This is a genomic window from Comamonas sp. E6 (genome assembly GCF_001010305.1).
In the GTDB taxonomy this organism is placed as follows: domain Bacteria; phylum Pseudomonadota; class Gammaproteobacteria; order Burkholderiales; family Burkholderiaceae_C; genus Comamonas; species Comamonas thiooxydans.
The window spans coordinates 1-25,310 of the sequence record NZ_BBXH01000001.1 but is presented as its reverse complement, the minus strand read 5'-3'; the positions used below and the strand labels follow the sequence as shown (position 1 = coordinate 25,310).

Here is a 25,310-nt window from a genome sequence, read left to right as displayed (position 1 = left end):
CACTGCTGTGATTGCCAAGCGCAAAGATTTCCCGCCGCCGTGCATCAACGTCAGCAACCGCATGCGCACTTGGCTTTACCGGGATGTGCTGGCTTGGCTTGCCCCGCAAGGGGCCGAGTTTGGCAGCGGTGGCCACGCTGCAGCCCCGGCGATTGTGGATGCCGATGGCGTGGCGCAAATGCTGGGCTGCACACGAGAGCATTTCACCGAGCGTCTGCTCAGGCAGGCCGGCTTTCCGCAGCCTTTTTTGTATGCCAGCCGCCGCCTGCGTTGGTGGCGTGTGAGTGATGTGCTGGCATGGCAGCAGAAAGGCGGTGCGGCATGAGTGATTTGCTTCATGAAATCGCCCAGCGGTTGCAGTCGGACTATGAGTTCAAGCCTGCATCCGATGGCAAGCATTTGCGCAAGGGCCGCTGCCCTGGCTGCGATCACAAAAGCCTGTGGACTTACGCTGCCACGCCGTGGATAGTGAAGTGTGAGCGGCTTAACCATTGCGGGTATGAGGCCCACGCCAAAGACCTGTACAGCGATCTGTTTGAGAGCTGGAGCGAGCGCGCCCGCATGGCCGAAGAACGCAAGCCCGAAGCCGAGCGCAATCCGCACGCGGCTGCAGATGCGTATCTGCAGCAGGCCCGTGGCTTCGACTTGACGCGGATTCGTGGCCTGTACTCGCAGGAGCAATACTTTGACCAGCGCGCTGACCGGGGGCGCGGTGCAGGCACGGCCACGGTGCGCTTTGCTGTGGCCCAGACATGGTGGGAGCGTCTGATTGATAAGCCCGCGCGCTTTGGCAAGAAGAAGGCCAATTTCAAGCAGGGAGGGAGCTATGGTGGCCACTGGTGGGCCATGCCTGATCTGAGCTTTGCAGCACCCCATCCGGCCCAGCCTGAGGCCCCTGAGCCACCTAAGGAGCTGTGGCTGGTGGAGGGCATTTTTGATGCCATTGCGCTGGCCCATCACGGTATTGCAGCCGTCGCCCTGATGAGCTGCAACAACTACCCAGGCAAGGCATTGGAGGCCGTTCGCGCGCAGATACAGCGCGAGGGCCAACAGGTGAAGGAGCCGCGCTTGGTGTTTGCGCTTGACGGTGACAAGGCCGGGCGTGATTACACCCTGCGCCATGTGCGCAGGGCTCAGGAGGCCGGGTGGCGTTGCACCGCGGCGCAAATCCCGCAGCGCAGCGGCAGCGCCAAGCAGGATTGGAACGACCTGCATTTGCGCGAGCTCCTGACGGAAAAAGACCTCAAGGAGTATCTGCATCAAGGTGTGCTGCTGGTGGCCGAGTCTGCCTCCGACAAGGCGCTGTTGATCTACAACCACACGGGCCGCGCTGAGTTCGACTTGGAATATGGCAGCCGCCTGTATTGGTTCAAGCTTGATCTGGCCGCCTACAGCAAGGCCAAGGATGACTTGGAAAAAGGACAGGAAGAAGGCGACAAATACCTGTCAGAGCACGAGCTGCGAGAGAAGGCTATCGAGCAAGCCTCGGTGCTGCAGCCCATTGCCAATTGCTTGCCCAAAGCGCTGTACTACCAGCGCAATGAGGTGACGCAGGAGGCTTGGTATTACTTCAGCATTGCCCAGCCGCATAAAAGCCTGCCCGTCAAAGGTAACTTCACTGCAGGCCATCTGACCTCGGCCAGCGAGTTCAAAAAGCAGCTGCTGCACTTGGCACCCGGAGCCTTGTACAGCGGCAGCAGCGCCCAGCTTGAACGCATGATGCAACGCCAACTGGACAACATCAAAGAAGTGCAGACGGTGGATTTTGTGGGCTACAGCGCCCAGCACAAAACCTATCTGTTGGGCGACTATGCGGTGCACGATGGCGCGGTGCTGGAGGCCAATGAAGAGGACTATTTTGAGATTGGAAAGCTCAGCATCAAAAGCTTGCAGCGCTCCATTCATCTGCACATCAACCGCGATGCAGAAGCCCAGGACAGAAGCTGGCCACAGCACCTCTGGTCAGCCTTTGGTGCCCCTGGCTATGTGGCTCTAAGCTACTGGTTTGCCAGTCTGTTTGCAGAGCAGATTCGGGCCGAGCAAATGTCGTTACCGTTTCTGGAAATCGTGGGCGAACCGGGCAGCGGCAAGACGACCTTGATTCAGTTTTTGTGGAAGCTGTTTGGCCGGGACTACGAAGGCTTCGACCCCAGCAAGTCCACGGCCGCCGGACGCATGCGCACGTTCACGCAGGTCAGCAATCTACCCATCGTGCTAATCGAGAGCGACCGCGAAACCAAGACCGGCAACAGCGCCCATGTGAAGAGCTTCGACTGGGACGAGCTCAAGGACGCCTACAACGGCCGCAATGTGCGCACCACTGGCGTGCGCACTGGCGGCAATGAGACCTATGACCCGCCTTTCAGGGCCAGCATTATCATCAGCCAGAACAACCCTGTGCAGGCCAGCCAAGCCATCATGGAGCGCATCTGCCATATGACTTTCACGACGCATGGCCACACGCCTGCCAGCTTTGAAAGCGCCAAGAAGCTGGAGACCTATGAGATGGAGCAACTGAGCGGCTTTCTGCTGGCCTGCCTGCGCCAGGAATCCCAAGTGTTGGAGACCTTCCGGAAAGAAACCGACAAGACCATTGCATGGTTGCTGCAGCAGGACGGCATTCACAAGCCGCGTATTGCCAAGAACCATGCACAGCTGCTGGTGGCCGTCATGGCCATGAGCCGGCTCATGCGTATGAGCGATGGGCAGTTTGATGCTGTGCGCTCGTGCGTCGTGGCCATGGCCCAGGAGCGGCAGCGGTCCATCAGCGCTGACCATCCTCTGGTGCAAGAGTTTTGGGAGATGTTCGATTTCCTCGACAGCCTCCCGACCGATACCGTGAGAGGCACATTGCATGTACCGCGGCTGAATCACAGCCGGGACAAGCAGCTCATCGCCGTGAACCTGAACGAGTTTGTAGAGCAGGCCAGCGTGCACCGCCAGCAAGTGCCGCCGCTGGCCGAGCTCAAGAAGGTGCTGCGCACCAGCAAAGCGCGCCGCTTTGTGGACTCCAGCCGCGTCATCAACAGCGCGATCAAGACCCGTAATGCAGGCGATGACCAGGGCAAGGCGGTGCGCTGCTGGGTGTTTGAGCTGGGCGGCTAGACCGTTCCTTTTTCTGATCCGCTACTCGTGAATAAAGATACATACAAAGGAGGTGCAACATGCATCAGGACGCTTCAGCCAACAGGTTCTTAGATTTCGAAAGCCTGCCCACGTTTCAAGCTGCGGACGGACGGCTCACTGTCACCAGCTTGCAGGTTGCTGAAAACTTTGGGAAACGACATTCCGACATCCTCCGGGCCATCAGAAATATGAGCTGTGGAGATGAGTTCAAGACTGCAAATTTTGACCTGATCTCCTACCGTGATGCAGCAGGCAGAAGTCAGCAGTTGGTCAACATGAGCCGCGAGGGCTTCACGCTTCTCGCTATGGGCTTCACAGGTAAACGATTCTTGCGCCTGAAGCTTTCGTTTATTAAGAGCGTGAGCAAAGCGAAATCGGCATCTGTGCTTGATACCCTGTATACAGAGCCGCTGGTCAGTGATAAGGAGTTTCGCCAAGGTATTTCTCTGCGGGACAAGCTGATGCTGCAGGAGCGGAGCCGCTCGATAACTGAAAAGCTCAAAACGGAGTCAGCATCTTTCGTCCGCCGCAACCTGTATTTTCATCTACGCCAGGTCAATGATGCACTGGGCATACCCACCGAAAGTGCCGCAAATTTGCTGGGCGTTGACGCGATTTTCCCAGTTCAAGAAACCGAGTTTTGACTCCCACCAAACGGCATGAGCAGCCCCGGAAACGGGGCTTTTTCATGTCCGCCAGCACTGATGAATAAATAAGCACTTTGGCCAAAACAAAGGGTTAACCCTTTGAAAAATTAGACTCCACAAAAATTCCGGGGAGGGGTCGGGAAAAGTGTAATCTGCGTAATCAGAGCGCTTGCTAACCTTGTGGGCCTTTGCAGGAAATGCTTTCAGAGAAGTGCTTGCTGTAATTTTTCCGTAACCTAAGCGTAATCAAATTACAGAATTCAAAGTAATCTCTCAAAAACAGAAAGACTAATAAAAACAATGGGTTGAGAAGCTGCTGTAATCTGGATTACGCTGAATTACAGAAAGCTGTAACCTGCGAAACCCAGCATTCATGCGGGTTTGGAGGCGATTTAATGGGCTGATTACGGAGGTTACGCTTTTCCCGAACCCATCCTGGGAATGAAGGGAAGGGCATGGACTTGGTGCGTCGTCAAATAGAGGTTCGCTGCTGCTCGGCAGGTAGGGATTAATAGGCGTTCAAAATCGCGCTTTCAAGAAGTAGCGTCTCAACGATCTACAGCCCAGAAATTTTGAGAGGGATTCATGTCAACTAGAACATTCACAGAAGAAGAAGTACAAGACCTGACAGACCGCGTCTTTCTCTTAAAAGAGCACCTTGAAGCGGGAAAGATGCACTTCGCCACCAAGGAACTATCAGATGGTTTCTTTCAGAGTTATGAAGCAATCCAACTGAGGCCTGATGGCAAGGTGGAGCCGACATCCGTAGATGGTCGAATAAGGGCATCGACCCTTGCTTTGATGGCGATGCGGCAACGCGAGGCTGTGAAGAACGAATTGAGTCTTGCTCAGATTCAACAGATATATTTTGATTTTCTATTTCGTGAATTTGGTTGGCTGTACGAGATGATGAAGAAGGCTGGAGCCTCGCCATCGGAATCAGCAGAGGTGCTCTTACGTAATGACGACATGTGGCAGCGCCTTTCCAAGGTGCTTCCAGAAATGGTCGATGTAGTTCGAGAATTTTGGAAGGGAACTGGTGAGGCCGCTGGCTACCACTTGCAAGATGGTCAGCAACTCAAGGCTGTTTTTGCCGGTGACGTATTCCCTGCTCACTGGGAGAACGCTGTTTCCACAGCAGGGTTATATGTCGACACAATCATCCTGCCATGTCCTTTAACGAGACTAGGAGCCTTACTTAAAGCTTCGGCTTCAAGGAAGATAGTCACGGTAGTCGTCAAGCACATTCTCACCGCCATGACCTACAAAGACATCGCGCTTGCTGATGTTGATCCGCCCATCGCAATGATTGTCCCTAACCGTGATGATCCTAGTGACGATGAGCGCTCAAGCCTTGTGCTGAGGGCTGTCCCTGCGATATGTGCTCATGCGAAATACCTTTTCGGACGAACTTTTGATGGCGTCGACGACCTCCAGGAGTTCTGTCTTCATCTCAAAACTGTCGATCAGGTGATGAAGGAGTTGAAAGGGCCCGATCGACTGATCTTCGATACCGAATGGGGGTCGAGTCCATCTCAACAGCTATCTAGGGCAATGATTGAACACGCCTACCTTCCAGGGATGGCTGAAGAGCCGCACGCCGGGCTGCAAATATTCAATACAAGCTTAGGTCGTATGCCTCAAGCGTTGGGCGCACAAGAGGCCTCTCTTCACTTCAGAGGAACACCATATATCAACGCTGAAACTTCTTGGCTTCACTTCACGTGGTTACTTGAGTATCAGGGGGTGCCAGCGAGCGATAGCCTCGCTCATCGCCAAAGCATGCATGTGGTACGTGCCTTGACATCTGAAGCCAACAACAATCTTGAATGGCTTGGAAATGTCCCTCCAGAGACCGTGTTGGAAATCCGCAAGCGAGGCTTAGCTGGTGAGTTGCGTGAGCTACTTGGCCATGGTGTGTCGGACCTGATTGGCATCAATCAAGATAACTACTTTCGTACAGCAGACCAAGTCGTTAGCAATTTAGATGAGGCATTTAGAAGACATCAGCAATCCTTGCGCGATGCTCGACATAAAAAACTCAAACTCTATGGCATCGATGTGGGGGCATGCGTGGCCACGGGTGCTGTGGCCGTTGCTGCCGCACTAACAGGTAACGCTACATTGGGAGCTGTATCTGGGGTTATGGGGGTGGCAGGGTTACCTAATCTCAGAGACATTAAAACGAAGCTCACAGAATTGTCAGCGCAGGAAAAAGCACGCAGGGAGTCGCCGACAGGCTTGTTGTTTAGACATGTCAGGTAGTTTTCACGCTTTTTCTGGCTATAGCTGGATATGGTCGCTGTATTGCCTTGTGCCCGGATGGCTTCACCATAGGCAGGCGCAGAGAGCTGTCATCTGTTGAGTATGAGCCTTTGAAAGGCTTGGCTCGCTGTGAGTGTTTGATTAAAAATTTTCCGTAAATTCCCGTAATTTTGGGATGCCTGCCTTTGCCTTCGAAATGACGCCCAGACGCCATGAAGACCCGCCCGACCTGCTCGTAATTTGCACTCCATGAAGCGGGCAGGCGCGGCGGGGGCGTCATGGCGCGCCGTGGGGTTGAGGCCGCTCTTCCGTCAGAGGATATGGCCGCACCTCAAAATGAAGCAGAAATGGGGTAGATCAATGCCTGAGGATGTCAATGCGGCGCTGACGACCGAGGCATAGGCTTTGAGGTCCCTGGGTGCCTATGTGATCTATTTCTGCAGATTTTTTTGGCGCTTGCAGCCAGACCAAACGACCCTAAAGAAATAGCAAGATGTGGATTGCACATCTGCCTGCTAACCGCTCATGACAGCTGGCATCATTCCAACGATGTGGGTCTTTCTCAACCGCACATCCCCATAGGCGCATCTTCGCGAAACTGTACGTATACAAGCACTCTTTGAAGAATGAAAAATTTTACCGGCCCGCATCTCTCGCTCGACTCGAAGTTATACGACCCGGTGCTTGAGGACTCACCTTTAGACACCTTCTCTGCGTGTCTGAATGCACGAGGTGTCTACGAAAGCCAGCGCTTCGCTTTAAGACTAAGTCCCGTTGTTCATGAGCTCGTAGATAGCGTGGTGGCAAAAGCAGAGCAAGGCAACACGGCATTCAGCAGTGAGGAGCTTCAAGCCTACTCCACTTATCTTCATGAGACAGTGCACTGGTGGCAGCACAAGGGATCGACGAGCGGCTTCATTCGTAGCATTCTCTACCCCGTCCAAACTCACTCAAATTTGGCCGCACTCCGTCAGATAGTGGCAGCACTCGGACCTCAGAAGCCTATCCAAGAGTTAGCTCTGCATGGTGAGCTTGGACTGCTGCCTGCAGGTACTGAGGATGCTGGATTGGTGGCGAACACCGTGACCAATAACTTCATGGACACCGAGTTCTATCTCGCCTTGACATTGAGGCCTGAGTTGGATGAAGAGATTTACTCCAATCCATACTTTGAAGCCGCTGGTCACTCCTTTCTGATTACATACTCGCTCGTCCTGGGGGCTGTTCGAGAGCTGATTGATATGGATGGAGTGCTTTTCCCTGACCCCCAAGCTCTCATCGAAAATCTGGTCGATCTTGCAGATAGAAGGGTTATTGGCTACTACTACGAGTCCCAAATAATTCGTGCGCCGGTTGGATTGCTTGACTTGTACGAAGGGCAGGCTCGATTCATACAACTTCAATTCTTGTCGCTGTCTTCGGATGGCCTGACCACCGCTGAAGTAAGAGATAGTGGCATGCTTGATGGCGTCTATGGAAACGCATTTCGGGCGTTCCTGAAACTCTCCGAATCTCCTGAACCTGATGATTTAAATAGTCCTTTAATAGCTCTATTTCTATTCATCTGCGACATGTCAATCAATCCGACAGTTGGATTTCCTGCAGATATTGACGACTATGAGAGTTTTTTTCTTGACGCAGACCCCGGAATTCGCTTCGCGATGCTTTGCAGAGCTGTTGCCGATTACGCGCCAGAGCTTCGAAATTTTGTATCAGATTATTCTGCGGAAGAGTACATTGCTCTGGCAGAGAGACTAAGCGGCATAACGGGGCTGAGAAACCATATAGTGGACTTGGCCAAGCTTGATCAGCACGCTAAGGAAGATTACGGAGCAGCAAGTTTGATGAGGGAGCACCGCTCATACAGATTTTCCCAAAGCAACATAGCCCTCAGGCTTCTCACTGGCGAGTTTCTAGCGTATGTCACCGATAGAATTGAGAACCCCGAATTCTTCTGTTGGACAGGCTATTGGCTCACCGAAGGTAGTGGCACAAGGTCGCGGGAATTGTGGTTAAAGCACTTGTCGCTCTTCACTGACAAAGCTGACGATGGCGCTCTTTTCGCTAGGCAGCATCCTGATCGTACTGAGGATGATGTTTTGGAGGTCTTCAATCAGTTCTTCGCCGCCGTACTCTTGTATGACCTCAGCAAGCAGTGGGTTCTAAACTCGGGACCGTTCAGGCATGAATACTCTTGGCTCACGTCTTCCCCAACCGACCCAGAGTTTCTGGAGCGCGTCAAAGGAGTATTCCATAGGCACTATGGAGTTGATGTCGACCAATTCACGTTACTTAAACAATCCAGCATACCCAAGAGGTAGGCATGGTTGACCAACCTACGCTGCCACGTGGTGCCACTTAGCGTGATGAGTGTCGCTGATGATGAGATGTCTTGCCTCTTGTTTCTGGTGACGTTTACGGTCAATGTGGAGTGGTCGCTTTGCTGCGACCTAGTTGTGAGCTGTGTGGCCGATTGCTTAGGGTTAGCAAATGCGGCCTCTGATCAGTTCTAGCATATTGGTCCGCTTCGAACGGAGTGACGGAAATTGGTAGCCAGAGTCCGTCCCTGTCAACGTCTTCTTTTCTCGCTAGATGCTATGCCTGCTTCAATTGCAGCACCTCAGCTCCTTGACGCAGTTTGTCTAGATAGTCGGCCCATTGCTGCAGAACCATTTTCCGCTCATTGACGAAAGTGGCTCGGTCATAGGCGCCGTTATGGGTCTTGCCACCCACGTGGGCTAGTTGGGCCTCGATCACGTCAATGTCGATCTTGAAGACCTCGCGCAAAAGGGTGCGGCCAGTTGCACGATAGCCGTGCCAAGTGTGAATGTCCTTGTAGCCCATTGCGTGCAAAGCCGCATTCACGGCAGCTTCGCTCATTGGTTTGGCATGGTCTCGTAGGCCGGGAAAAACATACTCGCGGCCCGCAGTCACGGGGTACAGCTTGCGTATGGCCACAACGGCTTGGCGGGGCAATGGAACCTTGTGCGGCGCACCGTTCTTCTTGCCCTCCACATTGCGTTTAAGGTCAGCGCTGGGGATAGTCCAGATCCCCGCATCAAGGTCTAGATCAGCCCAGCGCATGGTGCGTAGGTTGCCAGGGCGCTGGAACAGTATGGGGGCGATGTAGAGCGCTGTCCGTACCACAGGGCCGCCGCCATACCCATCGCTGGCGCGCAGCAGTTCGCCCAGCTTGGCTGGGTCAGTGATGGCTGGGAAATGGCCCTTCTGGCGTGGTTTGAGGGCTTTCTTGATGTCCTGGGCAATGTCCCGTGTGGCGCAGCCTCTGGCGATTGCGTATTGCCAGACTCCTGATGCAGTGGTGAGCAGCCGGTGTGCGCTTTCCACTGCGTCGCGGTCTTGTACGCGCTCACATGCTTTCAGCAATTCAGGCGGCTCGACTTCTCCGATCACACGCTGCCCAAGAATGGGGTACAGGTCTTTCTCCAGGCTTCGGGCTTCGCGGTCGTAGTGTGTCGTTGACCAGCCGGGCCGCTTGTTTGCCAGATAAGCGCGGGACATTGCTTCCACGGTGTTGAGTGCTGCCACCGCCTTGTCTTCTTTGAGGCGCTGCTTGTTCTGGCTGGGGTCTATGCCTTGCGCCAGCAGGGCCCGGGCATCGTCACGGCCACGGCGGGCTTGGGCGAGGGTGATAGCGGGATACACGCCGAGCGCCAGTGTCTTTTGTTTGCCCTCGAAGCGATAGGCCAACCGCCAATACTTGCCCGCCGCTTTGACGTGCAGGTACAGCCCACCACCATCGCTGTGCTTGTCGCCAGCTGCTTTGCCGCTGTGCTTGGTGTTTTTGATGAACGTATCGGTCAGTGCCATGTGGCCCCGTTGGTCCTAGTTGTTGGTATCTGATTTTGGCTCTGATTGAGCTACCAACGAAAGTACCAACAAAAAGCTGGGTTGTCCTGAGGCGTGGTGCGATTACTTGAGACAAAGAAAAAACCCGCTTCCCTATGAGAGAAGCGGGTTTTGAAGCGATTTGACGTTGTGTGCGTCGATGTCCTGGCGGAGGCTGTGTCCGCCAAATATCCGTCCAACTAGATCTTTTTTCTTCTTATTTTTCATTTCTAAGTCATTGATAGTAAAAGATATTTGTTTTGTTTTGACTTAAGTTGTCCAACTCTATCTAATGCGAAATGGCATACCAGATGGCATACCGATGGCATACTGAATGGCATACCGATAGAGGTCTCAAATGGCTGTCATCACAGACGCAAAAGCTCGAAACATCAAACCTGATAGTGCAGCAATTCCACACGGCGGAGTGACGGGATTGGCACTGCATCCAACTAAAACCAAAGGCAGGGGTAAATGGGTGCTGCGCTACGTTAGCCCGGTGAACGGCAAGCGTAGAAATGCAGGCTTGGGCTCGTATCCAGAAATTGGTATCGCAGAGGTCGCGAAGCGCGCTACTGCCATGAGGGTGACGCTGGCAGAGGGGAAAGATCCTCTAGCTGAGAAAGCGTTGGAAGAAGAAGCTGTAAAGGCTCCAACATTTCAAGAAGCCGCCGAGATCTTGCACAAAGACTTGCTACCAGGCTGGAAAAATCCAAAGCATGGGCAGCAATGGATCAATACCCTGACTGAATACGTTTTTCCCAAGTTGGGTGCAAAGCTACTGGCTGAGATTCAGCCTGCAGATGTGGCGGATGCGCTCAAGCCCATTTGGCTTGAAAAGGCGGAGACGGCGAGTCGCGTCAAGCAAAGAATCCATACGGTGATGGCTTGGGGGTGGGCGCATGGGCACTGTCAATCGAACCCTGTGGACGTAGTTACCCATCTTCTGCCACAGCAGCCAGGAAAAGCTGTACGTACGCAGCATCACCCAGCAATGCCTTGGGGGCTGATCCCTGCTTTCGTACAGAAGAACTTACGTACAAAAGGGCGTGTCGATGTAACCCGGCAGTTGCTTGAGTTTGTAATTTTGACGGCCTGCCGTTCAGGCGAAGCACGGGGCATGACGTGGTCCGAGGTAGACTGGAAAAATGCAGTTTGGACCGTGCCAGCTGAGCGTATGAAGGCCAAGCTGACCCATCGTGTGCCGCTGTCTCCAAGAACTATGGAAATTCTTCAGCAGCAACGGGGTCAACATGAAAGCTTGGTTTTCCCTTCGGTAAGAGTGCGGGGAGAGCTTTCAGATATGGCTATCACCTCGCTGTTGCGCAGGTTGAATGTTGAAAGCGATGTGCCTGGGCGCGTGGCAACTGCCCATGGCTTTCGTTCGAGCTTCCGTGACTGGTGCAGTGAGCACGGTTACTCTAGAGATCTGGCTGAGCGTTCGTTAGCGCACACGATCAAAGACAAGGTTGAAGCGGCTTACCACCGTACTGACTTGTTGGAGCAGCGCCGTGAGTTGATGAATGCTTGGGCAACATTTGTAGTGGGCGTGGCTTCAACGGAAGACGATCTCAAGAAGGTCCCTCAACGTACGCTCTCAAGCTTCTTGCGGCCAAGAGCTGATGCCTCAAGGGGTTAACGCGAGCAAGTACGGTGTATTCGGTGAAAAAATCAAGACCAATGCGTATAAATCAAAATCCCTCATGAACTATCAAGGCATCGTCGATCATCTTCAAGAAGCAATTTCTAGCTTGTCTGCTGTGTATGTTTTTGGCAGTCAGGTCACAGGTCATGCAACGGCAGATAGTGATTTAGATATTGCGCTCTTGATGGATGAGGGTCTACCGGCAGAGGCACTGTGGGAGTTATCTAGCACTTTGGCTAACTTGGTGAAGTGTGACGTTGACTTGTTAGACCTAAGAGCAGCATCCACGGTCATGCAATACCGCATCATCACCACCGGTACGCGTTTATGGTCAAAAGACAGCCAAGCAGCACTCTATGAAAGCTTCATCCTTAGTCAAAAAACTGCGTTGGATGAGGCGCGCGCAGATTTGTTGAAAGACATTCAAACAACAGGAACAGTCTATGGTCGATGACGTACTGATTAACAAGGCTGCGACCATTGAGCGCTGCGTGATACGTGCCAAAGAAGAGTACGAGAAATCACCAACCACGTTTGCGTCGGACCACACACGCCAGGATGCCGCCATCTTGAACGTGCAGCGGGCGTGTGAAGCCGCGCTGGACATGGGGCAGCACTTGATTCGCCGCGAAAGGCTTGGCATCCCACAGAGCTCGCGTGACGTATTCACCTTGCTGGCTCAAGCGGGTTGGATTGAGAGCGACTTAGCCACACGCATGCAAAAAATGGTGGGCTTTCGCAATATCGCTGTGCATGACTACCAAGCGCTGCAGCTACCGATTGTGGAGGCCGTGATCACCAAGCATTTAGGCGACTTTACGGCTTACAGCAAAGCGATCTTGTTGAAGAACTCTAAGTAACCTTCTTCAAAAAGAAATGACGACAAAGAAAAAAACGAGCTGGAGTGACCTAAAGGCTCAGCTCGTTGGCATAGAAAAAACTGAGCTACTGCAGTTGATCAAAGCGACGTCTCCCCGGAATTGAGTAGCAGGTGAGCTTGGAGTCCAATCCCATGCAACAGAAGATTGGACGTGAAGAAGAGATTTACGGAAGAACAGATCATTGGCTTCCTGCGGGAAGCCGAATCGGGCTTACCGGTGGCCGAGCTGTGCCGGCGGCACGGCTTCTCCGAGGCCAGCTATTACCTCTGGCGCAGCAAGTTTGGCGGTATGAGCGTGTCCGATGCCAAACGTCTGAAGGAGCTGGAAGCCGAAAACGGACGGCTCAAACGGCTGCTGGCCGAAGCCCTGCTTGAGAACGAGGTGACGAAAGAAGCCTTGAGAAAAAAGTGGTGAGCGCACCCGCACGGCGCGAGTTGGTGCGTCACATGGTCAGCCGTGGACTGAGCGAGCGTCGTTCGCTGCGTGTCATCGGCATGAGCGCCAGTGCCCTGCGCTACAAACCAGCCTGCGACCACAACTGTGCCTTGAAGGAGAAGATCATCGCTCTGGCACAGCGTCATCGTCGCTACGGGGCCGGCATGATCTATCTGAAGCTGCGCCAAGCCGGAGAGATCGTGAATCACAAGCGGGTGGATCGTCTGTATGCCCAAGCCGGTCTTCAGATCAAAAAGCGCAGGCGCAAGAAGATCCCGATATCGGAGCGCCACCCTTTGGTACGCCCGACAGTTGCCAACCAGGTGTGGTCCATGGACTTTGTCTTTGACCGCACAGCGGAAGGACGCAGCATCAAAAACCTCACGGTAGTGGATGATGCACTGTAGCCATCGTGCCGGAGCAGGCCCTGTGTGGCAACCAACTGGTGCGCATCCTGGAGCAACTCGCCAGGACAAGGGGGCTACCCAAGGCGATCCGAACTGACAACGGCAAGGAGTTCTGCGGTCGAGCCATGCTGAACTGGGCCCACGCCAGGGGCGTTCAGCTGTTTCTGATCGAACTGGGCAAGCCCAACCAGAACGCCCACATCGAATCATTCAACGGGCGCTTTAGGGATGAATGCTTGAACGAACATTGGTTCACCAGTCTGGCACATGCCCGGGTAATCGTTGAAGCTTGGCGCCGGGAATACAACGAAGAGCGGCCCAAGAGATCGCTTGGTGGACTCACGCCCACAGCCTATGCCCAGAGGCTGATGCAAAAGCAGTTAAATTAACCTCGGACTCCAAAGCCTTGTGCTACTGAAAACGGGGGGACGTCGAAAGATCTGTACTCCTCAAGCAAGGATACACAGCAGTTTCTGCATGCACGCTATGCAATGGGTGGGGGAGATGTCCTCGCGCTCGGCGTTGTTACATAAATCCAGTTCGAGGCGAGTGACCCTCAACCCCGGCCGTGGCTACCGGCACAAGCTTGGCCTAGCAGCATAAAACCAGTCCAAGTTTTTATCCGCACCTCCAGTGGGTCACTTCTGGGAGGAAATCAACACTCTAGGCGAAAAACGGCGGAGAGCCCTCCTCCCAGGTTCTCTCTACACCTCGGTAACCTAGGTTACTACCAGCGCTGCCGCCCGAATACACGCGACTGATGCTGGAGCCGCCCGAGTGGGGTGAGTCGACGCCGGAGTCTAGGCGTCCATCTCACATAAATGGTGATGTGCGTTCGCTGCTCCGCAAACGTTGAGCAACACTGCGCATATCACAGCATGCTTGGCTAGTTGGATCGTTGGTGGGGGCTAGTGGATCACTTCTGGGTGGAAATCAACATATACCCGCCTCAAGCCCGCCGTGTTGATATCGCATGGATAGCTACTTCTAGTGGCTACCAGTCGGGCTCGTCGCAAAAACATCCGCGTGGAAGTTCTGTGCTAACAGGCCCATATCGGAAGCTGCTGTGCGCACTGATTGAACCAGGGAGGGTGAGCCACAGCAGTGCACCACATGATCGTGCAGGTTGCCAAAGTGTGTGCGTAGTGCGTCATCTACCCGACCGGCGTGAGCATCCGCAGGCACATTGCCTAGGTCGGTGATGGCTGCAATGTAGCGAAACTGCGGCCAAGTTTTGCGCCACTTGTCGATGGCACTAGGGAGATACAGGCCAGAGGGGTTGCGAGCCCCCCATATCAGCGTGATGTCGCGCTGAACCTTGCGTTTGGCTAAGTCATCAAGAACGGATTTAATGGGCGCAAATCCCGTGCCACCTGCAACGCAAATCAGGGGCCTGGTGTCGTCAGGCTTCAGTGCGATGCTGCCGAATGGCAGTTCGATCTCCAATGTGTCACCAGACTTCAACTGCTGGACGATAGTGCTGAAGCGACCTCCCGGTACATGCCTGACATGCAATGTGATGCCATCGCTCTCATGGGGTGGATTGGCCATAGAGTAGCTGCGGCTTTCCCCGTCGTCGAGGTGAATCAGCAGGTATTGGCCGGCTTCAAATTTGGCGCGCTTGCCCACAGGCAGGCGCAGGCGCAGCAGCGAGACATCGGGTGCCGCCAGTGTATTGCTGTACACCTTGGCCGTAAAACGTTTTCGGGCTTCCGGGTCAAGGCGGCGAAAGGAGCTCGGCTGGATTCGTATATCGCTGGCGGCGGTGCAGCCGCACAGCAGTACCTGCTCCGAGGTGCAGAGTTCGCTGCGCACGGCCATGCCATTGAAGGAAGTAATATTTCCGTCGAGCAAGGCGCTCGCACAGTTGCCACAGCTACCTTTGCGGCAGGAATAAGGTAGTTCGATGCCGGCCTGCAGGGCGGCATCCAGCACGGATTGCCCGGGCGCGCAGGGGAACGCGATATCAGAGTCGTGGATATGGATCTGGTGGTTCATGGAGGGTCCTCAGCCCGGTTGGGCGCCGAGCAGGGCGATCGTGCGCAGGAGGGCCGTGGAGTCGGCCACGCCACGGCCGGCAATGTCCATGGCGCTGCCATGGCCCACGCTGGAAAGCACCACCCTGCCGCCGATGGAGAGGGCGCTGGCTCCGTTAGGAGCCAGCAGCTTGATGGGGATGTGCCCTTGGTCATGCAGCATGGCCACATACAGGTCGTGCTTGCGCTGTGCCAGAACCATGTCGGCTCCCATGGGACCATCTACCGCCAGGCCGCACTTGCGCAGTGTCTCGACGGCAGGAGCGGTGATCTGGGAGTCCTCCAGGCCGAACAACTGTCCTTCAGATGCATGAGGGTTGATCCCGAATACAGCGACTTGTGGTTTAGGCACTCCGAGTAAGGTGCATGTCTGCACGGCAGCCTGCACCGCGTTGACCACCAACTGAGGAGAGAGCCGCTCCAATGCGCTGCGCACGCTTTCATGCAAAGTGACATGCACTATGCGCAGGCCAGCACCCACCAGCATCAGGAATACCTGGTCTTCGTTCATGCCAAGAACATTGGCGAGCAAAGATGGGTAGCCGCTGAACGCTATGCCTGCGCGGTGAATGGCCGTTTCATGGTGGGGACAGGCAATGACGGCATCGACCTCGCCGTTTTCGCACGCCCGGATGGCTGCTGTTGCAGATTGCACCGTAGATAGGCCTGCCTGCGGTGTGATCTCTCCCCATTGCGCTGGTTGTGCAAGCGAGCCGGCTTCCTCATGAATGAGGTCTTGAAGAAGGGACTCCATTTGGCAGATCTGCGCTGCTTGTTCAAGAGCGCTCCACGGTCCATAGACCTTGATCAGGGATCTTTCGTTGGCAGACAACTGCCGAAGAGCTTTCAGTGCGATTTCAGGGCCAATACCGTGGGGATCGCCGATGGCCAAAGCCAATCTACGGTGCACTATTGTCATAGCGGCAATGCCATCAGCGTGTCCGTCACCGTGCTATCGCAAACCGCGATGCGTTCTTGCAGACGTAACTTGCCATCGATCGTGGTGAATTTGTCGAGGTACTCACCGCTGGCAAAGACCTCTGTTTCCCCGGTATGCATGATGCGCAGCACCATGAACGGCGTGGAAGCACTGGCCTGGGTTGCATCGCCTGACTGGATCGAAGGCAGTCCCAGAATATGGCGATAGCGATGGCGCTCGTAGATATTGGCTTCGCGCAGCGCAGAAATTCGGTCGGTGAGCATGTCCTGTGAATCCGCCCAGACAATGCCGGCAGCAAGCCCTTCAGCATGATTGTCGACATTGGTGACGCGATAGTGGCAATCCTTCGTGAAGAAGGTTGGCCATTGCTCCATGGCGTCACTGTCTACGGTCTTCGCGTAAGCGGCATTGAAGGCCGCGATTTGAATTTCATTGATCATGCTTGCATCTCCTGTCCCATATGCTTGCGGTAGGCCTTCCAAAAGCCGCGTACCGAGGTTTCTGTGGCGCGGCCCTCGCTAGAGCCTTCGTGGTCTCCGCCCATCTCGATGACCGCATCAAGGTTGGCAGCGCCTGCGATGCCACGCTGCACGAATCCACCGACAGCTCCGTCTTCCATGGAAATAAATCCTGCAGGGCCGATGAGGTTGGCCTGTTTGAGTCTGACCTTGCGCTGCTCTGTACTGTCATCTGCATAGCCAAGATAGGTCCAGTTGAGTTCCGAGCTGGAGATGCTCTTGGGCAACAACTGACGCACGGCGATGCTGTTCTGAATCTGCTGCAGCACAAAGCCAGGGAACACAGAAAGGATCTGCAGGGTCACGCCGTCCTCGAACTCCTCGAAGCCCTCTAGAAGGCTGGGATCTTTGAGCCGGTAACGCTCGTTGTCGGAGCGGATGGCCTGGTCCTTGTACGAGTCGTCTTTGGCGCTACGATCGATCATGGAATAGCTCACATGGTGGCCACCCGACTCGTCGACGATGACGCCGCCTTTTTGTGAGAGGCGATTCAGCTCGAAGGTGGTGAAGAACATATGCAGGAGGCTGGCGTGATAGCTGTCCTTCACGTTCTCGAAGTAGAGCTTCCAGTTGTTAGGCAGCTTTTGCGTGAAGCGACCGATGACTTCTACGGGCTTGTGCAGCACGCGCTCTATGCGCTCGCAAATCTCAGGGCCAAGGTAATCCTCAATGCTGGGCACGTCCTCGGAAAAACTGCCAAAGACCAAACCGCAAAAGACAGCCACGCGGAGCTTGCGCGGGCCATGCTCTTCTTTGCAGAATGAGGCCGGCATGCCACCCTGGCCCTTGACACCTTTCTCGAAGGCAACGCCGGTCAGATCTCCCTGTCGGTTGTAGCTCCAGGCGTGATAGACGCACTGGAAACTATCCGTACGGCCCGATTTCTCCAGAGCGATGAGAGCGCCGCGATGCGCGCAGCGGTTCTCGAAGGCGTAGATTTCCTGGTCGGCATCCCGTACGACAACTATCGGTGTTTCACCGGCAAAGGTAGTGCGGAAATCACCGGCCCCGGGAATTTCAGATTCCAGGCACAAGTAGTTCCAGACCTCGCCGCGATAGATGCGCTGCTGTTCCTGATCAGCATTGGCTGTGTCGGTATAGATACCAAAAGGCACGCGCGTATTAGTGGCCCCATGCCACTGGATGATGGATTCTTGCATGTTGGTTCCTAAGAGTTAGAGCTTGACGTTGGCGGCCTTCAGCACCTTCTTCCACTTCTCGGTTTCCTGGCGGATGAACTGAGCAGTCTTGGACGGGTCCCAACCACAAGGCACGGCACCTTGTTCCTGAAAGTGCTTGCGGATGTCGTTCGATGACAGAGCCAGGGCCATCTGCTTCTGAAGCTTCTGAGCGATTTCTGCACTCGTGCCTGGGGGAGCCACAACAGAAAAGAAAGTCACGGCTTGCATGGCGGGCCATTGCTGCTCGGCGAAGGTGGGGACCTGGGGCAATATTTGAGAGCGCTGCTCGTCGGCAACGGCCAGAATGCGCACCTTGCCGGCCTGGTGGTAGGTGGCCGACGAGCTGATGTTGTCGAAAAACACATCCACATTGCCGCCGATCAAGTCAATCAGTGCCGGGGCTGTTCCCTTGTAAGGGATGACAGTCAGTTCAGTGCCAGTCAGCTGCATAAACATGGCAGCAGTCAGGTGGGATGTGGAGCCGTCGCCTTGCGTCGCCACAGTCACTTTTTTGGGATTGGCTTTGGCGTATGCGATGAACTCGCCAAGTGACTTAACAGGCAGCTTCGGGTTGATGACCAGGACGTTGGGCACTGTGGCCAAAATCGTCACCGGTACCCAGCGAGTCGGGTCGAAGCTGAGCTTTTGATAGAGGTTGTGGTTGATGGCGATGGGCCCCGGAGGGGAGGCTAGCACAGTCATTCCGTCTGGCGGTGCCCGGAACACTAGATCGGCACCGATGTTTCCACCAGCCCCGGGCTTGTTTTCAATGATCACGCCACCTGCGTAGTCCGCGCGGATTTTTTCGGCTACTAGGCGCGGCAGTACATCGGCGGTACCTCCCGCTGAGAAAGGCACGACGATCTTGAGAGGTTGATTTGACTGAGCCAGGCTACCTGTTGCAGCGACCGCAGCGGCAATGCCGATCAATGCTTCGCGTCTGCGAATAGATTCGTTGCGCATCTTGTCTCCTTCTTGTGTGGGGAACTGCAGTATGAGGATGTCGTACTTTGTGTTAAACCTGTTTTTGCGCTATGCGCAAAAATGTTGAAAACACCTTGATTTGATCGCTATGCAGGACAAGAACTTTGTGGAATCGCTGCGCAAGGGATTGGGGGTACTGACTTGCTTTGACCGTCGGCATACCCGGCTGACGCTGTCAGAGGTAGCCAGGCTCACGCAGTCCACGCCAGCATCCGCCAGACGTTCGCTCAGCACACTGGTACAGCTTGGCTATCTAGAGAGCGACGGCAAACTGTTCTGGATGCAGCCCAAATCGCTGCTGATCGCCTATTCATTTCTGTCATCGCGCCCCATGCCTGCATTGGCCCAGCCACTACTGGATGCACTGTCGGAGCGCACCAGAGAATCCGCTTCGCTTGGTACTTTGTTGGAGGACGATGCCATCATCATTGGTCGTTCGACCGCACGGCGCAGCTTGAGCACGGGCCTAGGAATAGGATCTAGGTTGCCGGTGTACTGCTCTGCGATTGGTCGGATGCTGTTGTCAGGACTCCCCCAACAGGAGGCGCGTGCAAGGCTAGAGATGATCGAGCGGGTGGCACTGACCCCTCATACGGTGACTGACTTGGAGGAGCTGCTAGGTCTGCTTGAAACTTGCCGGCAATCAGGGTGGTCATGCAGCGACGGAGAGCTGGAGCTGGGGGTGCGCTCTATGGCAGCGCCAGTGCGCGACCCTCAAGGCAACACAATTGCTGCCATGAGCATTGCTGTTAGGGCAGAGAGACTCAGCATGAGTGAGTTCAAAGAGACTTTTTTGATGCCGCTGAAGCGCGCTCGCAATGAGTTGGAAAAAAAGTTGTATCCGCAAGGGATGTAATGCGCCACCATGTCTTTGCCTAGCGCAGCGGCTGAGGCTCGGGTTGCCGAACACGCCGGTTCCGTACTATGTGCCCAGCGGCATCGTCAATGTCAATGCCTTTGCCACCGGCTCCAGGCGCCTTGCCTCCATTGCCCTCACGGATGGCCTGCCCGGCTGGGGAAATCCCGAGCCGTCTTGGCTGCGCACGCATACGGCGGCAGATGCTCGTATCGCGCGCCTGATGGAGCTGGCGCCTCAGCCATCGCAGACCCTGCTGTTCCAAACGGATTATCTCGTGCCAAGGTCGTTCGCACCGATGTGCCCACCACGCCGGGGCCTGAGTGGCCTTTGGCGCTAAATCACTCGAAAGGAGCCTCCGTCATGTCTTCCCCCGGTCCTTACCCACAACGCCCAGCTCCGGATCATTTCGTCCGGCGGTGGCTCGTCATCTCTGCGTGCGTTGCAGCACTCATGCTGTTCTGGCAGTTCCTGCCCGCCATCGAAGCCTGGTTCAGCCCGCGCCAAGCCGCTGAGCGCACCGTCACGCCGCGTGGCGATCTGGCCGCTGACGAACAGGCCACCATCGAGCTGTTCGAGAAATCCCGGACATCGGTGGTCTACATCACGACGTCCCAACTGGTACGAGATGTCTGGACGCGCAACGTCTTTTCTGTGCCGCGCGGCACGGGTTCGGGTTTTATCTGGGATGACGCCGGTCATGTTGTTACCAACTTTCATGTGATTCAGGGAGCGTCGGAGGCCACTGTCAAACTTGCCGACGGCCGCGATTACCAAGCCGCGCTGGTCGGAGTGAGTCCGGCACACGATATCGCGGTGCTCAAAATCGGCGTCGGCTTCCAGCGCCCGCCCGCCGTTCCGGTCGGCACCAGCGCAGACCTCAAGGTGGGACAAAAGGTGTTCGCCATCGGCAACCCCTTCGGCCTGGATTGGACACTCACCAACGGCATCGTGTCCGCGCTAGATCGATCGCTGCCCGGAGAATCTGGCGGAGTGACCATCGAACACCTGATTCAAACCGATGCCGCTATCAACCCCGGCAACTCGGGTGGGCCGTTGCTCGATTCCGCCGGCCGCCTGATCGGCATCAACACAGCGATCTACAGCCCTTCCGGTGTATCGGCTGGGATTGGCTTCGCCGTACCGGTGGACACGGTCATGCGTGTGGTGCCACAACTCATCAAGACAGGAAAATACATCCGCCCGGCGCTTGGGATCGAGGTAGACGAGCAGCTCAACCTCCGATTGCAGGCACTGACCAGTACCCAAGGCGTGTTCGTGCTCCGTGTCGCCCCTGGCTCAGCGGCGCAAAAGGCGGGCCTGAGCGGTATCACCGTTGGCCCCGAAGGCATCGTGCCGGGAGACCGTATCACAGGCATAGGTGGCGCTCCCGTCGACGATGTCGCCAAGCTGCTCGCACGGCTTGACGACCAAAAGGTAGGGGATGTGGTTGTCTTGTCAGTTGAGCGGGCCGGTAAGCCAAGGGAGGTGCGCGTGGAGTTGCAGCCTGGCGCCTGATCTGAAGTAGAGAACTTCTGGGGATCGGTAAAAAATAACGATGGATGCATCAAGTATTCGAGCCGCAGAAACTTGATGCCCTACACTTTGGTTGCCAAGGCTTTTTGCTTTTGGGCTCGGACCTCTTCTTGCGCTAGTCCTTATATCGGCAGCAGCCAGCAGCCAGCAGCTCAGTTCTCGACGCACAGCGGAAGATCACGCTTGCATCTTGAGCCGCCGGTAAGTAGCGGCGGGCTGCCGTTCGCGGCCTAACCGTCACCTCAGGGCGTCTTACAGATAACAGTTATCCGATTGCCCGCAGTTTTACCAAGCCAAGGGCAAGTATCAGGTGAACAGCTGACACTGGCGGTGCGCAGAATTACAGCGGTGTCTCGAGGGTCTGCTGCCGTAGATTGCGACCATGAATTTCCGAACCTGACTGAACTCGATATGGGAGGATAGTGCGGCCTCGGCGCTACCTGAGCCGGAGACGATGTACGAGTTCGGCGGGCGGCGAAGCAAACCGAGGCAACTTATCAATTAAAGATCGTGATGGCGCACAACACTCGGTAGACGCCATCGATTCACAGCTTCGCAAGATCGAAGAGCAGAGCCTTGGGTATAAAGTGGCTCGTTTCTTCGGTCTTCTGGGGCGGTGATTTACGCGACCCGCAGTGTCGGATAGTCTGTATAGCCCTTGGCGCCACCTGCGTAGAACGTGTTGGAGTCAGGCGCGTTCAGCGGTGCCTTGGCCCTGATGCGTGCGGGCAGGTCCGGGTTAGCCAGGAAGGCGGTGCCAAAGGCCACAGCGTCAAGCTTACCTTCGGCAATAGCTGCCTCTGCTTCATCAGCGCTGTAACCCATATTGCCCACCAACACACCCTTGTACTTTTCACGCGCTACGGGCATGACATCGGCCTTCTGCACACCTAAGAAATCGGCGCGCATCACGTGCAGGTAGGCTAGCTTGAAGGCATTGAGCCTATCGGCCAGGAAGCCGATGAGGGCCAGCGGGTCGCTGTCTTTCATGCTGTTGAAGCTGTTGAGGGGCGACAGGCGCAGACCCACACGTTCGGAACCGATCGCCTGGGTCACGGCAGTGAGTACCTCGAACAGCAAACGTGCACGGTTTTCCAGCGATCCGCCGTAAGCATCGGTGCGCTGGTTGGGCGTGTCGCGCAGAAACTGGTCAATCAGGTAGCCGTTGGCGCCGTGTACTTCCACACCATCAAAGCCGGCGGCAATGGCGTTGCGTGCGCCTTGAGCAAACGCAGCCACGATGCCGGGAATCTCTTCGACGGTCAGGGGGCGGGGCACCGCGTGCGGCACCTTGCCTTGGGGCGTGTGGATCTCACCCTCAATAGCGGTGGCGCTGCTGGAGACAATGGGGGCGCCATCGGCAGCGCCAGGGTAGGCTGCGCGGCCAGCGTGCCAGATCTGCATGAAGATGCGTCCGCCCTTGGCGTGCACCGCGTCGGTCACCTGCCTCCAGGCTGCAATCTGCGCGTCGTTGTAGATGCCAGGCTCATTGACGAAGGCCGATGTACCGGGCGCCACCATGGTGCATTCGGAAATCAGCAGGCCGCCGGTGGCTCGCTGGCTGTAGTACTCGGCCATCAGCGCGTTGGGCATGTGGCCAGCGTCGGCACGGGCGCGTGTCAGTGGTGCCAGAAGGATGCGGTTGGGCAGGGTAAGAGAACCTACTTGAAGTGGATTGAATAGCATGTGGATGAAAACCCAGATTAGCGAACAGAAAACGGTGGTAAAGCTAACAGTATTCCCAATACTCAGACCTTTGAAAGGTCACTGAACTTTGAAAGGTCACTGAAGACTGCTTCGGCACGGCTGGTGCTTTTGCACCCAACGCACGATGTAGTAGACACAAGTGGGTAAGCCTTTGCTTCCGACAGTTTCGCAGCGGTCTCCAGCCGTACATGCACCAAACGCCTTTGGTCATCCACCGCGTCGCAACTCCCTGACACCCCGGCCCAGCTTGCGGCGCAACAGGGCCCGCAGGGTCACCCCATCCGAGTACCCGACCTGTGCGGCGACCTGGTCGACGCTGGCGTTCCCGGTGCGCAAGAGATGGACGGCATGCTCCACGCGCAGGTCCTGGAAATACGACAGTGGTGTCTTTCCCAAAACGCTTTGCAGCCGCCGCGCCAAGGTGCGCTCGCTTGTGCCCGCGGCGCTGGCCGCCTCGGCCAGCGAGAACCCCTGCGCGAGCCGACGTCTGGCCCAGCATTCGAAGCGCTCTACCATCGGGTCGGCATGCGCAAGGTGGTCGGGAATCACGAACTCGGCTTGCGAACTGCGTGTCTCGACCAGCAGATAGCGTGCCACCAGGGCCGCCAGCGCCGGACTGCGCCCTCGGATGATGCGCAAGGCCAAGTCGACGTGGGCCAAAGCGGCACCCGCGGTGGTGAAGCGTGTCGAGTTCACGATCATGCGTGACTCGTCCAGCGCGACGTTCGGATAGCGCTGCCGAAACATCGGCCCCAGCCACCATGACGTCGTCGCACGATGCCCATCAAGCAGGCCACTCTCTGCAAGCAAGAAACTACCGGAGCAAGCGGCACCAAGGTGCGCGCCAGCGGTGGACCACTGCTGTAGCGCCGCGACCGCGTCGGGCACATCGGGGCGTGTGAGTCGAGCCGAGAGCGTGTCAGGCATCTTGTCGCCAAACGCTGGCACGAGCACTACGTCTGGTTCGGGCACACCATGCGCAGTGACAACGGGGACCGTCAAGCCTTGCGCAGTTCGGATGCGACGCCGCACGCCCACCAGCGTGAGCTCTATGTGCGCGGGAGCCTGTGGCAGCGAGCCCGCCATCGCATTGGCTAAGCCCACTGTGTCAGTGAGCGCCGCAAGCCCCAGATCAAACACGCCATCACAAACAAGGAGGTGGAGTTTCATGGCAACAATGATATCAATGTTGTCATTATTGCCTATAGAGAAGTCTGTCATGAAGACTTAGACTGCAGTCTCTTCGATCCCTTCACCCACTTTTCCATTTACCCAAAGGAATACAGCATGACCAAGCTCGCCCTGTTTGTTCGCCTCGAAGCTAAACCCGGCCAGGAGGCTGCGCTTGCCGACTTCCTGGCCAGCGCACTGCCGCTCGCCAACGCCGAGTCCGGCACCACGGCCTGGTTCGCATTGAAGTTTGGCCCTTCGACGTTTGGTGTGTTCGATGCCTTTGCTGATGAGGCAGGTCGCCAGGCACATCTGAACGGCCAGATCGCCGCGGCCTTGATGGCCAACGCAGCGACCTTGCTCAGTTCTCCGCCCAATATCGAGAAGGTCGAACTGCTTGCAGCCAAACTGCCTGCATGACAACTCGGCCTTGACCCAATCAGGTCACGCTGCAGGATGGGGGTCAAACAGCCCTACGTGCGATCCCAACCTCCTTGCTGTCATTCTTGCAGTCTATGGATTTTCCGGCGAGAAAAGGGCAGATTCAAACCTGCCCACCCACACCCTTGAACTTCTCCACAAACGCAGCGATCTTTTGAAACACCGTCTGCTTCTTGGTCAGATATTGAGGGTTCAGCGGGCTCATCTTGGGCAGCACGCTATTCAACTCGGTTCCGCTGTCGCTGGCAAATTCGCGCTTCAGGGAGTTGGTGATGTAGCGCTTGGCAGCATCAGTATTGAGCTTTTCCTCGTCGATGAGCGCTTGCACTTCTCGCTGCTGCTCAACTTGGGCAAACTGGAAGAAGGCATCAATCACGCTGGCCTTGTCACCAATCTGGTCTAAGTCGGTCTGGTTGATAAAGTCCACCACCAAATCCTCTTTGGCACGGTTGCCAATGCTGGAGCGGATGACACGGCGCACATCCTCCACCAACGTGGCTTTGTCCTTGAGTTTTTTGTTGTTCTCAAAAATCAATTCGAGGATGTAGTCCAGATTGATTTCCTGCGACTTGAGCAAATCCACCTCAAACACCACGTCGTTCCAGTCGATAGTGGAGATATCTTTCTCATCCCCCTCTGTTGATTTCCACCCAGAAGTGACCCACTAGCCCCCGGCGGGGATGCGG

General features: G+C 55.8%; 19 protein-coding genes and 3 pseudogenes. 13 read left to right on the top strand and 9 right to left on the bottom strand.

Annotation, left to right across the window (positions count from 1 at the left end; translation table 11 throughout):
• The 5 genes from CSE6_RS00115 to CSE6_RS00095 form a co-directional block, all read left to right on the top strand.
• The coding region (locus tag CSE6_RS00115; protein WP_238585619.1) for an AlpA family transcriptional regulator at positions 1 to 325 on the top strand (325 nt) is incomplete at its 5' end.
• Entirely contained in the window at positions 322 to 3,105 is a 2,784-nt protein-coding gene (locus tag CSE6_RS00110) for a toprim domain-containing protein (protein WP_059439648.1), read from the top strand. The genes CSE6_RS00115 and CSE6_RS00110, both read left to right, overlap by 4 nt.
• 59 nt (positions 3,106 to 3,164) lie before the next feature.
• Positions 3,165 to 3,770, top strand: coding sequence for a Rha family transcriptional regulator (locus CSE6_RS00105; RefSeq protein WP_059439647.1), 606 nt, complete (start codon positions 3,165 to 3,167; stop codon positions 3,768 to 3,770).
• A 588-nt stretch (positions 3,771 to 4,358) separates the two neighbouring features.
• Positions 4,359 to 6,038, top strand: coding sequence for a hypothetical protein (locus CSE6_RS00100; protein ID WP_059439646.1), 1,680 nt, complete (start codon positions 4,359 to 4,361; stop codon positions 6,036 to 6,038).
• A 626-nt stretch (positions 6,039 to 6,664) separates the two neighbouring features.
• Positions 6,665 to 8,359 (top strand): hypothetical protein, encoded by a 1,695-nt coding sequence (locus CSE6_RS00095; protein ID WP_059439645.1) that lies wholly within the window; start codon positions 6,665 to 6,667, stop codon positions 8,357 to 8,359.
• Between the two features lie 274 nt (positions 8,360 to 8,633).
• On the opposite strand, the gene CSE6_RS00090 is transcribed toward CSE6_RS00095, so the two are convergent.
• Positions 8,634 to 9,869 carry an integrase arm-type DNA-binding domain-containing protein gene (locus CSE6_RS00090; protein ID WP_083994653.1) on the bottom strand — a complete coding sequence of 412 codons (1,236 nt, stop codon included), beginning with the start codon at positions 9,867 to 9,869 and terminating at the stop codon, positions 8,634 to 8,636.
• A gap of 376 nt (positions 9,870 to 10,245) precedes the next feature.
• Between CSE6_RS00090 and CSE6_RS00085 the strand changes: the two genes are divergently transcribed.
• The 4 genes and pseudogenes from CSE6_RS00085 (at position 10,246) to CSE6_RS00070 (ending at position 13,644) form a co-directional block, all read left to right on the top strand.
• The gene (locus tag CSE6_RS00085; protein WP_080731580.1) at positions 10,246 to 11,526 is read left to right on the top strand and encodes a site-specific integrase; all 1,281 of its coding nucleotides are present in this window, start codon (positions 10,246 to 10,248) and stop codon (positions 11,524 to 11,526) included.
• 64 nt (positions 11,527 to 11,590) lie between these two features.
• On the top strand, positions 11,591 to 11,986 hold the full coding sequence (locus CSE6_RS00080) for a nucleotidyltransferase domain-containing protein (protein ID WP_034359854.1): 396 nt from the start codon (positions 11,591 to 11,593) through the stop codon (positions 11,984 to 11,986).
• Positions 11,976 to 12,392, top strand: a complete 417-nt coding sequence (locus CSE6_RS00075; protein WP_034359850.1) for a DUF86 domain-containing protein — start codon at positions 11,976 to 11,978, stop codon at positions 12,390 to 12,392. The genes CSE6_RS00080 and CSE6_RS00075 overlap by 11 nt, the downstream gene beginning before the upstream one ends.
• Before the next feature lie 171 nt (positions 12,393 to 12,563).
• Positions 12,564 to 13,644: pseudogene (locus CSE6_RS00070) on the top strand (IS3 family transposase).
• Positions 13,645 to 14,242: 598 nt separating this feature from the next.
• On the opposite strand, the gene CSE6_RS00060 reads toward CSE6_RS00070, so the two are convergent.
• Genes CSE6_RS00060 through CSE6_RS00040 form a run of 5 tightly spaced genes read right to left on the bottom strand, consistent with a single transcriptional unit; the run spans position 14,243 to position 18,893 of the window.
• Positions 14,243 to 15,253 carry an FAD-binding oxidoreductase gene (locus tag CSE6_RS00060; RefSeq protein WP_059439644.1) on the bottom strand — a complete coding sequence of 337 codons (1,011 nt, stop codon included), beginning with the start codon at positions 15,251 to 15,253 and terminating at the stop codon, positions 14,243 to 14,245.
• A 9-nt stretch (positions 15,254 to 15,262) separates the two neighbouring features.
• On the bottom strand, positions 15,263 to 16,210 hold the full coding sequence (locus tag CSE6_RS00055; RefSeq protein WP_034410981.1) for a PdxA family protein: 948 nt from the start codon (positions 16,208 to 16,210) through the stop codon (positions 15,263 to 15,265).
• Positions 16,207 to 16,671 (bottom strand): nuclear transport factor 2 family protein, encoded by a 465-nt coding sequence (locus CSE6_RS00050; protein WP_012837659.1) that lies wholly within the window; start codon positions 16,669 to 16,671, stop codon positions 16,207 to 16,209. Before CSE6_RS00050 ends, CSE6_RS00055 begins: the two co-directional genes overlap by 4 nt.
• Entirely contained in the window at positions 16,668 to 17,909 is a 1,242-nt protein-coding gene (locus tag CSE6_RS00045) for an aromatic ring-hydroxylating dioxygenase subunit alpha (RefSeq protein WP_034370732.1), read from the bottom strand. The genes CSE6_RS00050 and CSE6_RS00045 overlap by 4 nt, the downstream gene beginning before the upstream one ends.
• Positions 17,910 to 17,924: 15 nt before the next feature.
• The gene (locus CSE6_RS00040) at positions 17,925 to 18,893 is read right to left on the bottom strand and encodes a tripartite tricarboxylate transporter substrate binding protein (RefSeq protein WP_019043844.1); all 969 of its coding nucleotides are present in this window, start codon (positions 18,891 to 18,893) and stop codon (positions 17,925 to 17,927) included.
• Between the two features lie 109 nt (positions 18,894 to 19,002).
• Here CSE6_RS00040 and CSE6_RS00035 point away from each other — a divergent pair, with 109 nt between their 5' ends.
• From CSE6_RS00035 to CSE6_RS00025, 3 genes and pseudogenes are all read left to right on the top strand, one after another.
• Entirely contained in the window at positions 19,003 to 19,770 is a 768-nt protein-coding gene (locus CSE6_RS00035; protein WP_059439643.1) for an IclR family transcriptional regulator C-terminal domain-containing protein, read from the top strand.
• 34 nt (positions 19,771 to 19,804) lie between these two features.
• Positions 19,805 to 20,110 (top strand): annotated as a pseudogene (locus tag CSE6_RS00030) (hypothetical protein); the annotation flags it as partial.
• Positions 20,111 to 20,133: 23 nt separating this feature from the next.
• Positions 20,134 to 21,288: a S1C family serine protease gene (locus CSE6_RS00025; protein ID WP_059439642.1), complete on the top strand. Its 1,155-nt coding sequence runs from the start codon at positions 20,134 to 20,136 to the stop codon at positions 21,286 to 21,288.
• 639 nt (positions 21,289 to 21,927) lie between these two features.
• On the opposite strand, the gene CSE6_RS00020 is transcribed toward CSE6_RS00025, so the two are convergent.
• Entirely contained in the window at positions 21,928 to 22,992 is a 1,065-nt protein-coding gene (locus tag CSE6_RS00020; protein ID WP_059439641.1) for an alkene reductase, read from the bottom strand.
• A 228-nt stretch (positions 22,993 to 23,220) separates the two neighbouring features.
• On the bottom strand, positions 23,221 to 24,234 hold the full coding sequence (locus CSE6_RS00015) for a GlxA family transcriptional regulator (protein ID WP_059439640.1): 1,014 nt from the start codon (positions 24,232 to 24,234) through the stop codon (positions 23,221 to 23,223).
• A gap of 66 nt (positions 24,235 to 24,300) precedes the next feature.
• On the opposite strand from CSE6_RS00015, the gene CSE6_RS00010 reads away from it, so the two are divergent.
• Positions 24,301 to 24,603: a putative quinol monooxygenase gene (locus CSE6_RS00010; protein WP_007182542.1), complete on the top strand. Its 303-nt coding sequence runs from the start codon at positions 24,301 to 24,303 to the stop codon at positions 24,601 to 24,603.
• Positions 24,604 to 24,727: 124 nt separating this feature from the next.
• Here CSE6_RS00010 and CSE6_RS00005 read toward each other — a convergent pair.
• Positions 24,728 to 25,258, bottom strand: a pseudogene (locus CSE6_RS00005) (type I restriction endonuclease subunit R); the annotation flags it as partial.
• Between the last annotated feature and the right edge of the window lie 52 nt (positions 25,259 to 25,310).

Excerpts from the sequence above, each read along its gene's own strand:
- CSE6_RS00110 (WP_059439648.1), top strand. The coding sequence starts at position 322 with ATGAGTGATTTGCTTCATGAAATCGCCCAGCGGTTGCAGTCGGACTAT.
- CSE6_RS00105 (WP_059439647.1), top strand. The coding sequence starts at position 3,165 with ATGCATCAGGACGCTTCAGCCAACAGGTTCTTAGATTTCGAAAGCCTG.
- CSE6_RS00100 (WP_059439646.1), top strand. The coding sequence starts at position 4,359 with ATGTCAACTAGAACATTCACAGAAGAAGAAGTACAAGACCTGACAGAC.
- CSE6_RS00095 (WP_059439645.1), top strand. The coding sequence starts at position 6,665 with ATGAAAAATTTTACCGGCCCGCATCTCTCGCTCGACTCGAAGTTATAC.
- CSE6_RS00090 (WP_083994653.1), bottom strand. The coding sequence starts at position 9,869 with ATGGCACTGACCGATACGTTCATCAAAAACACCAAGCACAGCGGCAAA.
- CSE6_RS00085 (WP_080731580.1), top strand. The coding sequence starts at position 10,246 with ATGGCTGTCATCACAGACGCAAAAGCTCGAAACATCAAACCTGATAGT.
- CSE6_RS00080 (WP_034359854.1), top strand. The coding sequence starts at position 11,591 with ATGAACTATCAAGGCATCGTCGATCATCTTCAAGAAGCAATTTCTAGC.
- CSE6_RS00075 (WP_034359850.1), top strand. The coding sequence starts at position 11,976 with ATGGTCGATGACGTACTGATTAACAAGGCTGCGACCATTGAGCGCTGC.
- CSE6_RS00060 (WP_059439644.1), bottom strand. The coding sequence starts at position 15,253 with ATGAACCACCAGATCCATATCCACGACTCTGATATCGCGTTCCCCTGC.
- CSE6_RS00055 (WP_034410981.1), bottom strand. The coding sequence starts at position 16,210 with ATGACAATAGTGCACCGTAGATTGGCTTTGGCCATCGGCGATCCCCAC.
- CSE6_RS00050 (WP_012837659.1), bottom strand. The coding sequence starts at position 16,671 with ATGATCAATGAAATTCAAATCGCGGCCTTCAATGCCGCTTACGCGAAG.
- CSE6_RS00045 (WP_034370732.1), bottom strand. The coding sequence starts at position 17,909 with ATGCAAGAATCCATCATCCAGTGGCATGGGGCCACTAATACGCGCGTG.
- CSE6_RS00040 (WP_019043844.1), bottom strand. The coding sequence starts at position 18,893 with ATGCGCAACGAATCTATTCGCAGACGCGAAGCATTGATCGGCATTGCC.
- CSE6_RS00035 (WP_059439643.1), top strand. The coding sequence starts at position 19,003 with ATGCAGGACAAGAACTTTGTGGAATCGCTGCGCAAGGGATTGGGGGTA.
- CSE6_RS00025 (WP_059439642.1), top strand. The coding sequence starts at position 20,134 with ATGTCTTCCCCCGGTCCTTACCCACAACGCCCAGCTCCGGATCATTTC.
- CSE6_RS00020 (WP_059439641.1), bottom strand. The coding sequence starts at position 22,992 with ATGCTATTCAATCCACTTCAAGTAGGTTCTCTTACCCTGCCCAACCGC.
- CSE6_RS00015 (WP_059439640.1), bottom strand. The coding sequence starts at position 24,234 with ATGACAGACTTCTCTATAGGCAATAATGACAACATTGATATCATTGTT.
- CSE6_RS00010 (WP_007182542.1), top strand. The coding sequence starts at position 24,301 with ATGACCAAGCTCGCCCTGTTTGTTCGCCTCGAAGCTAAACCCGGCCAG.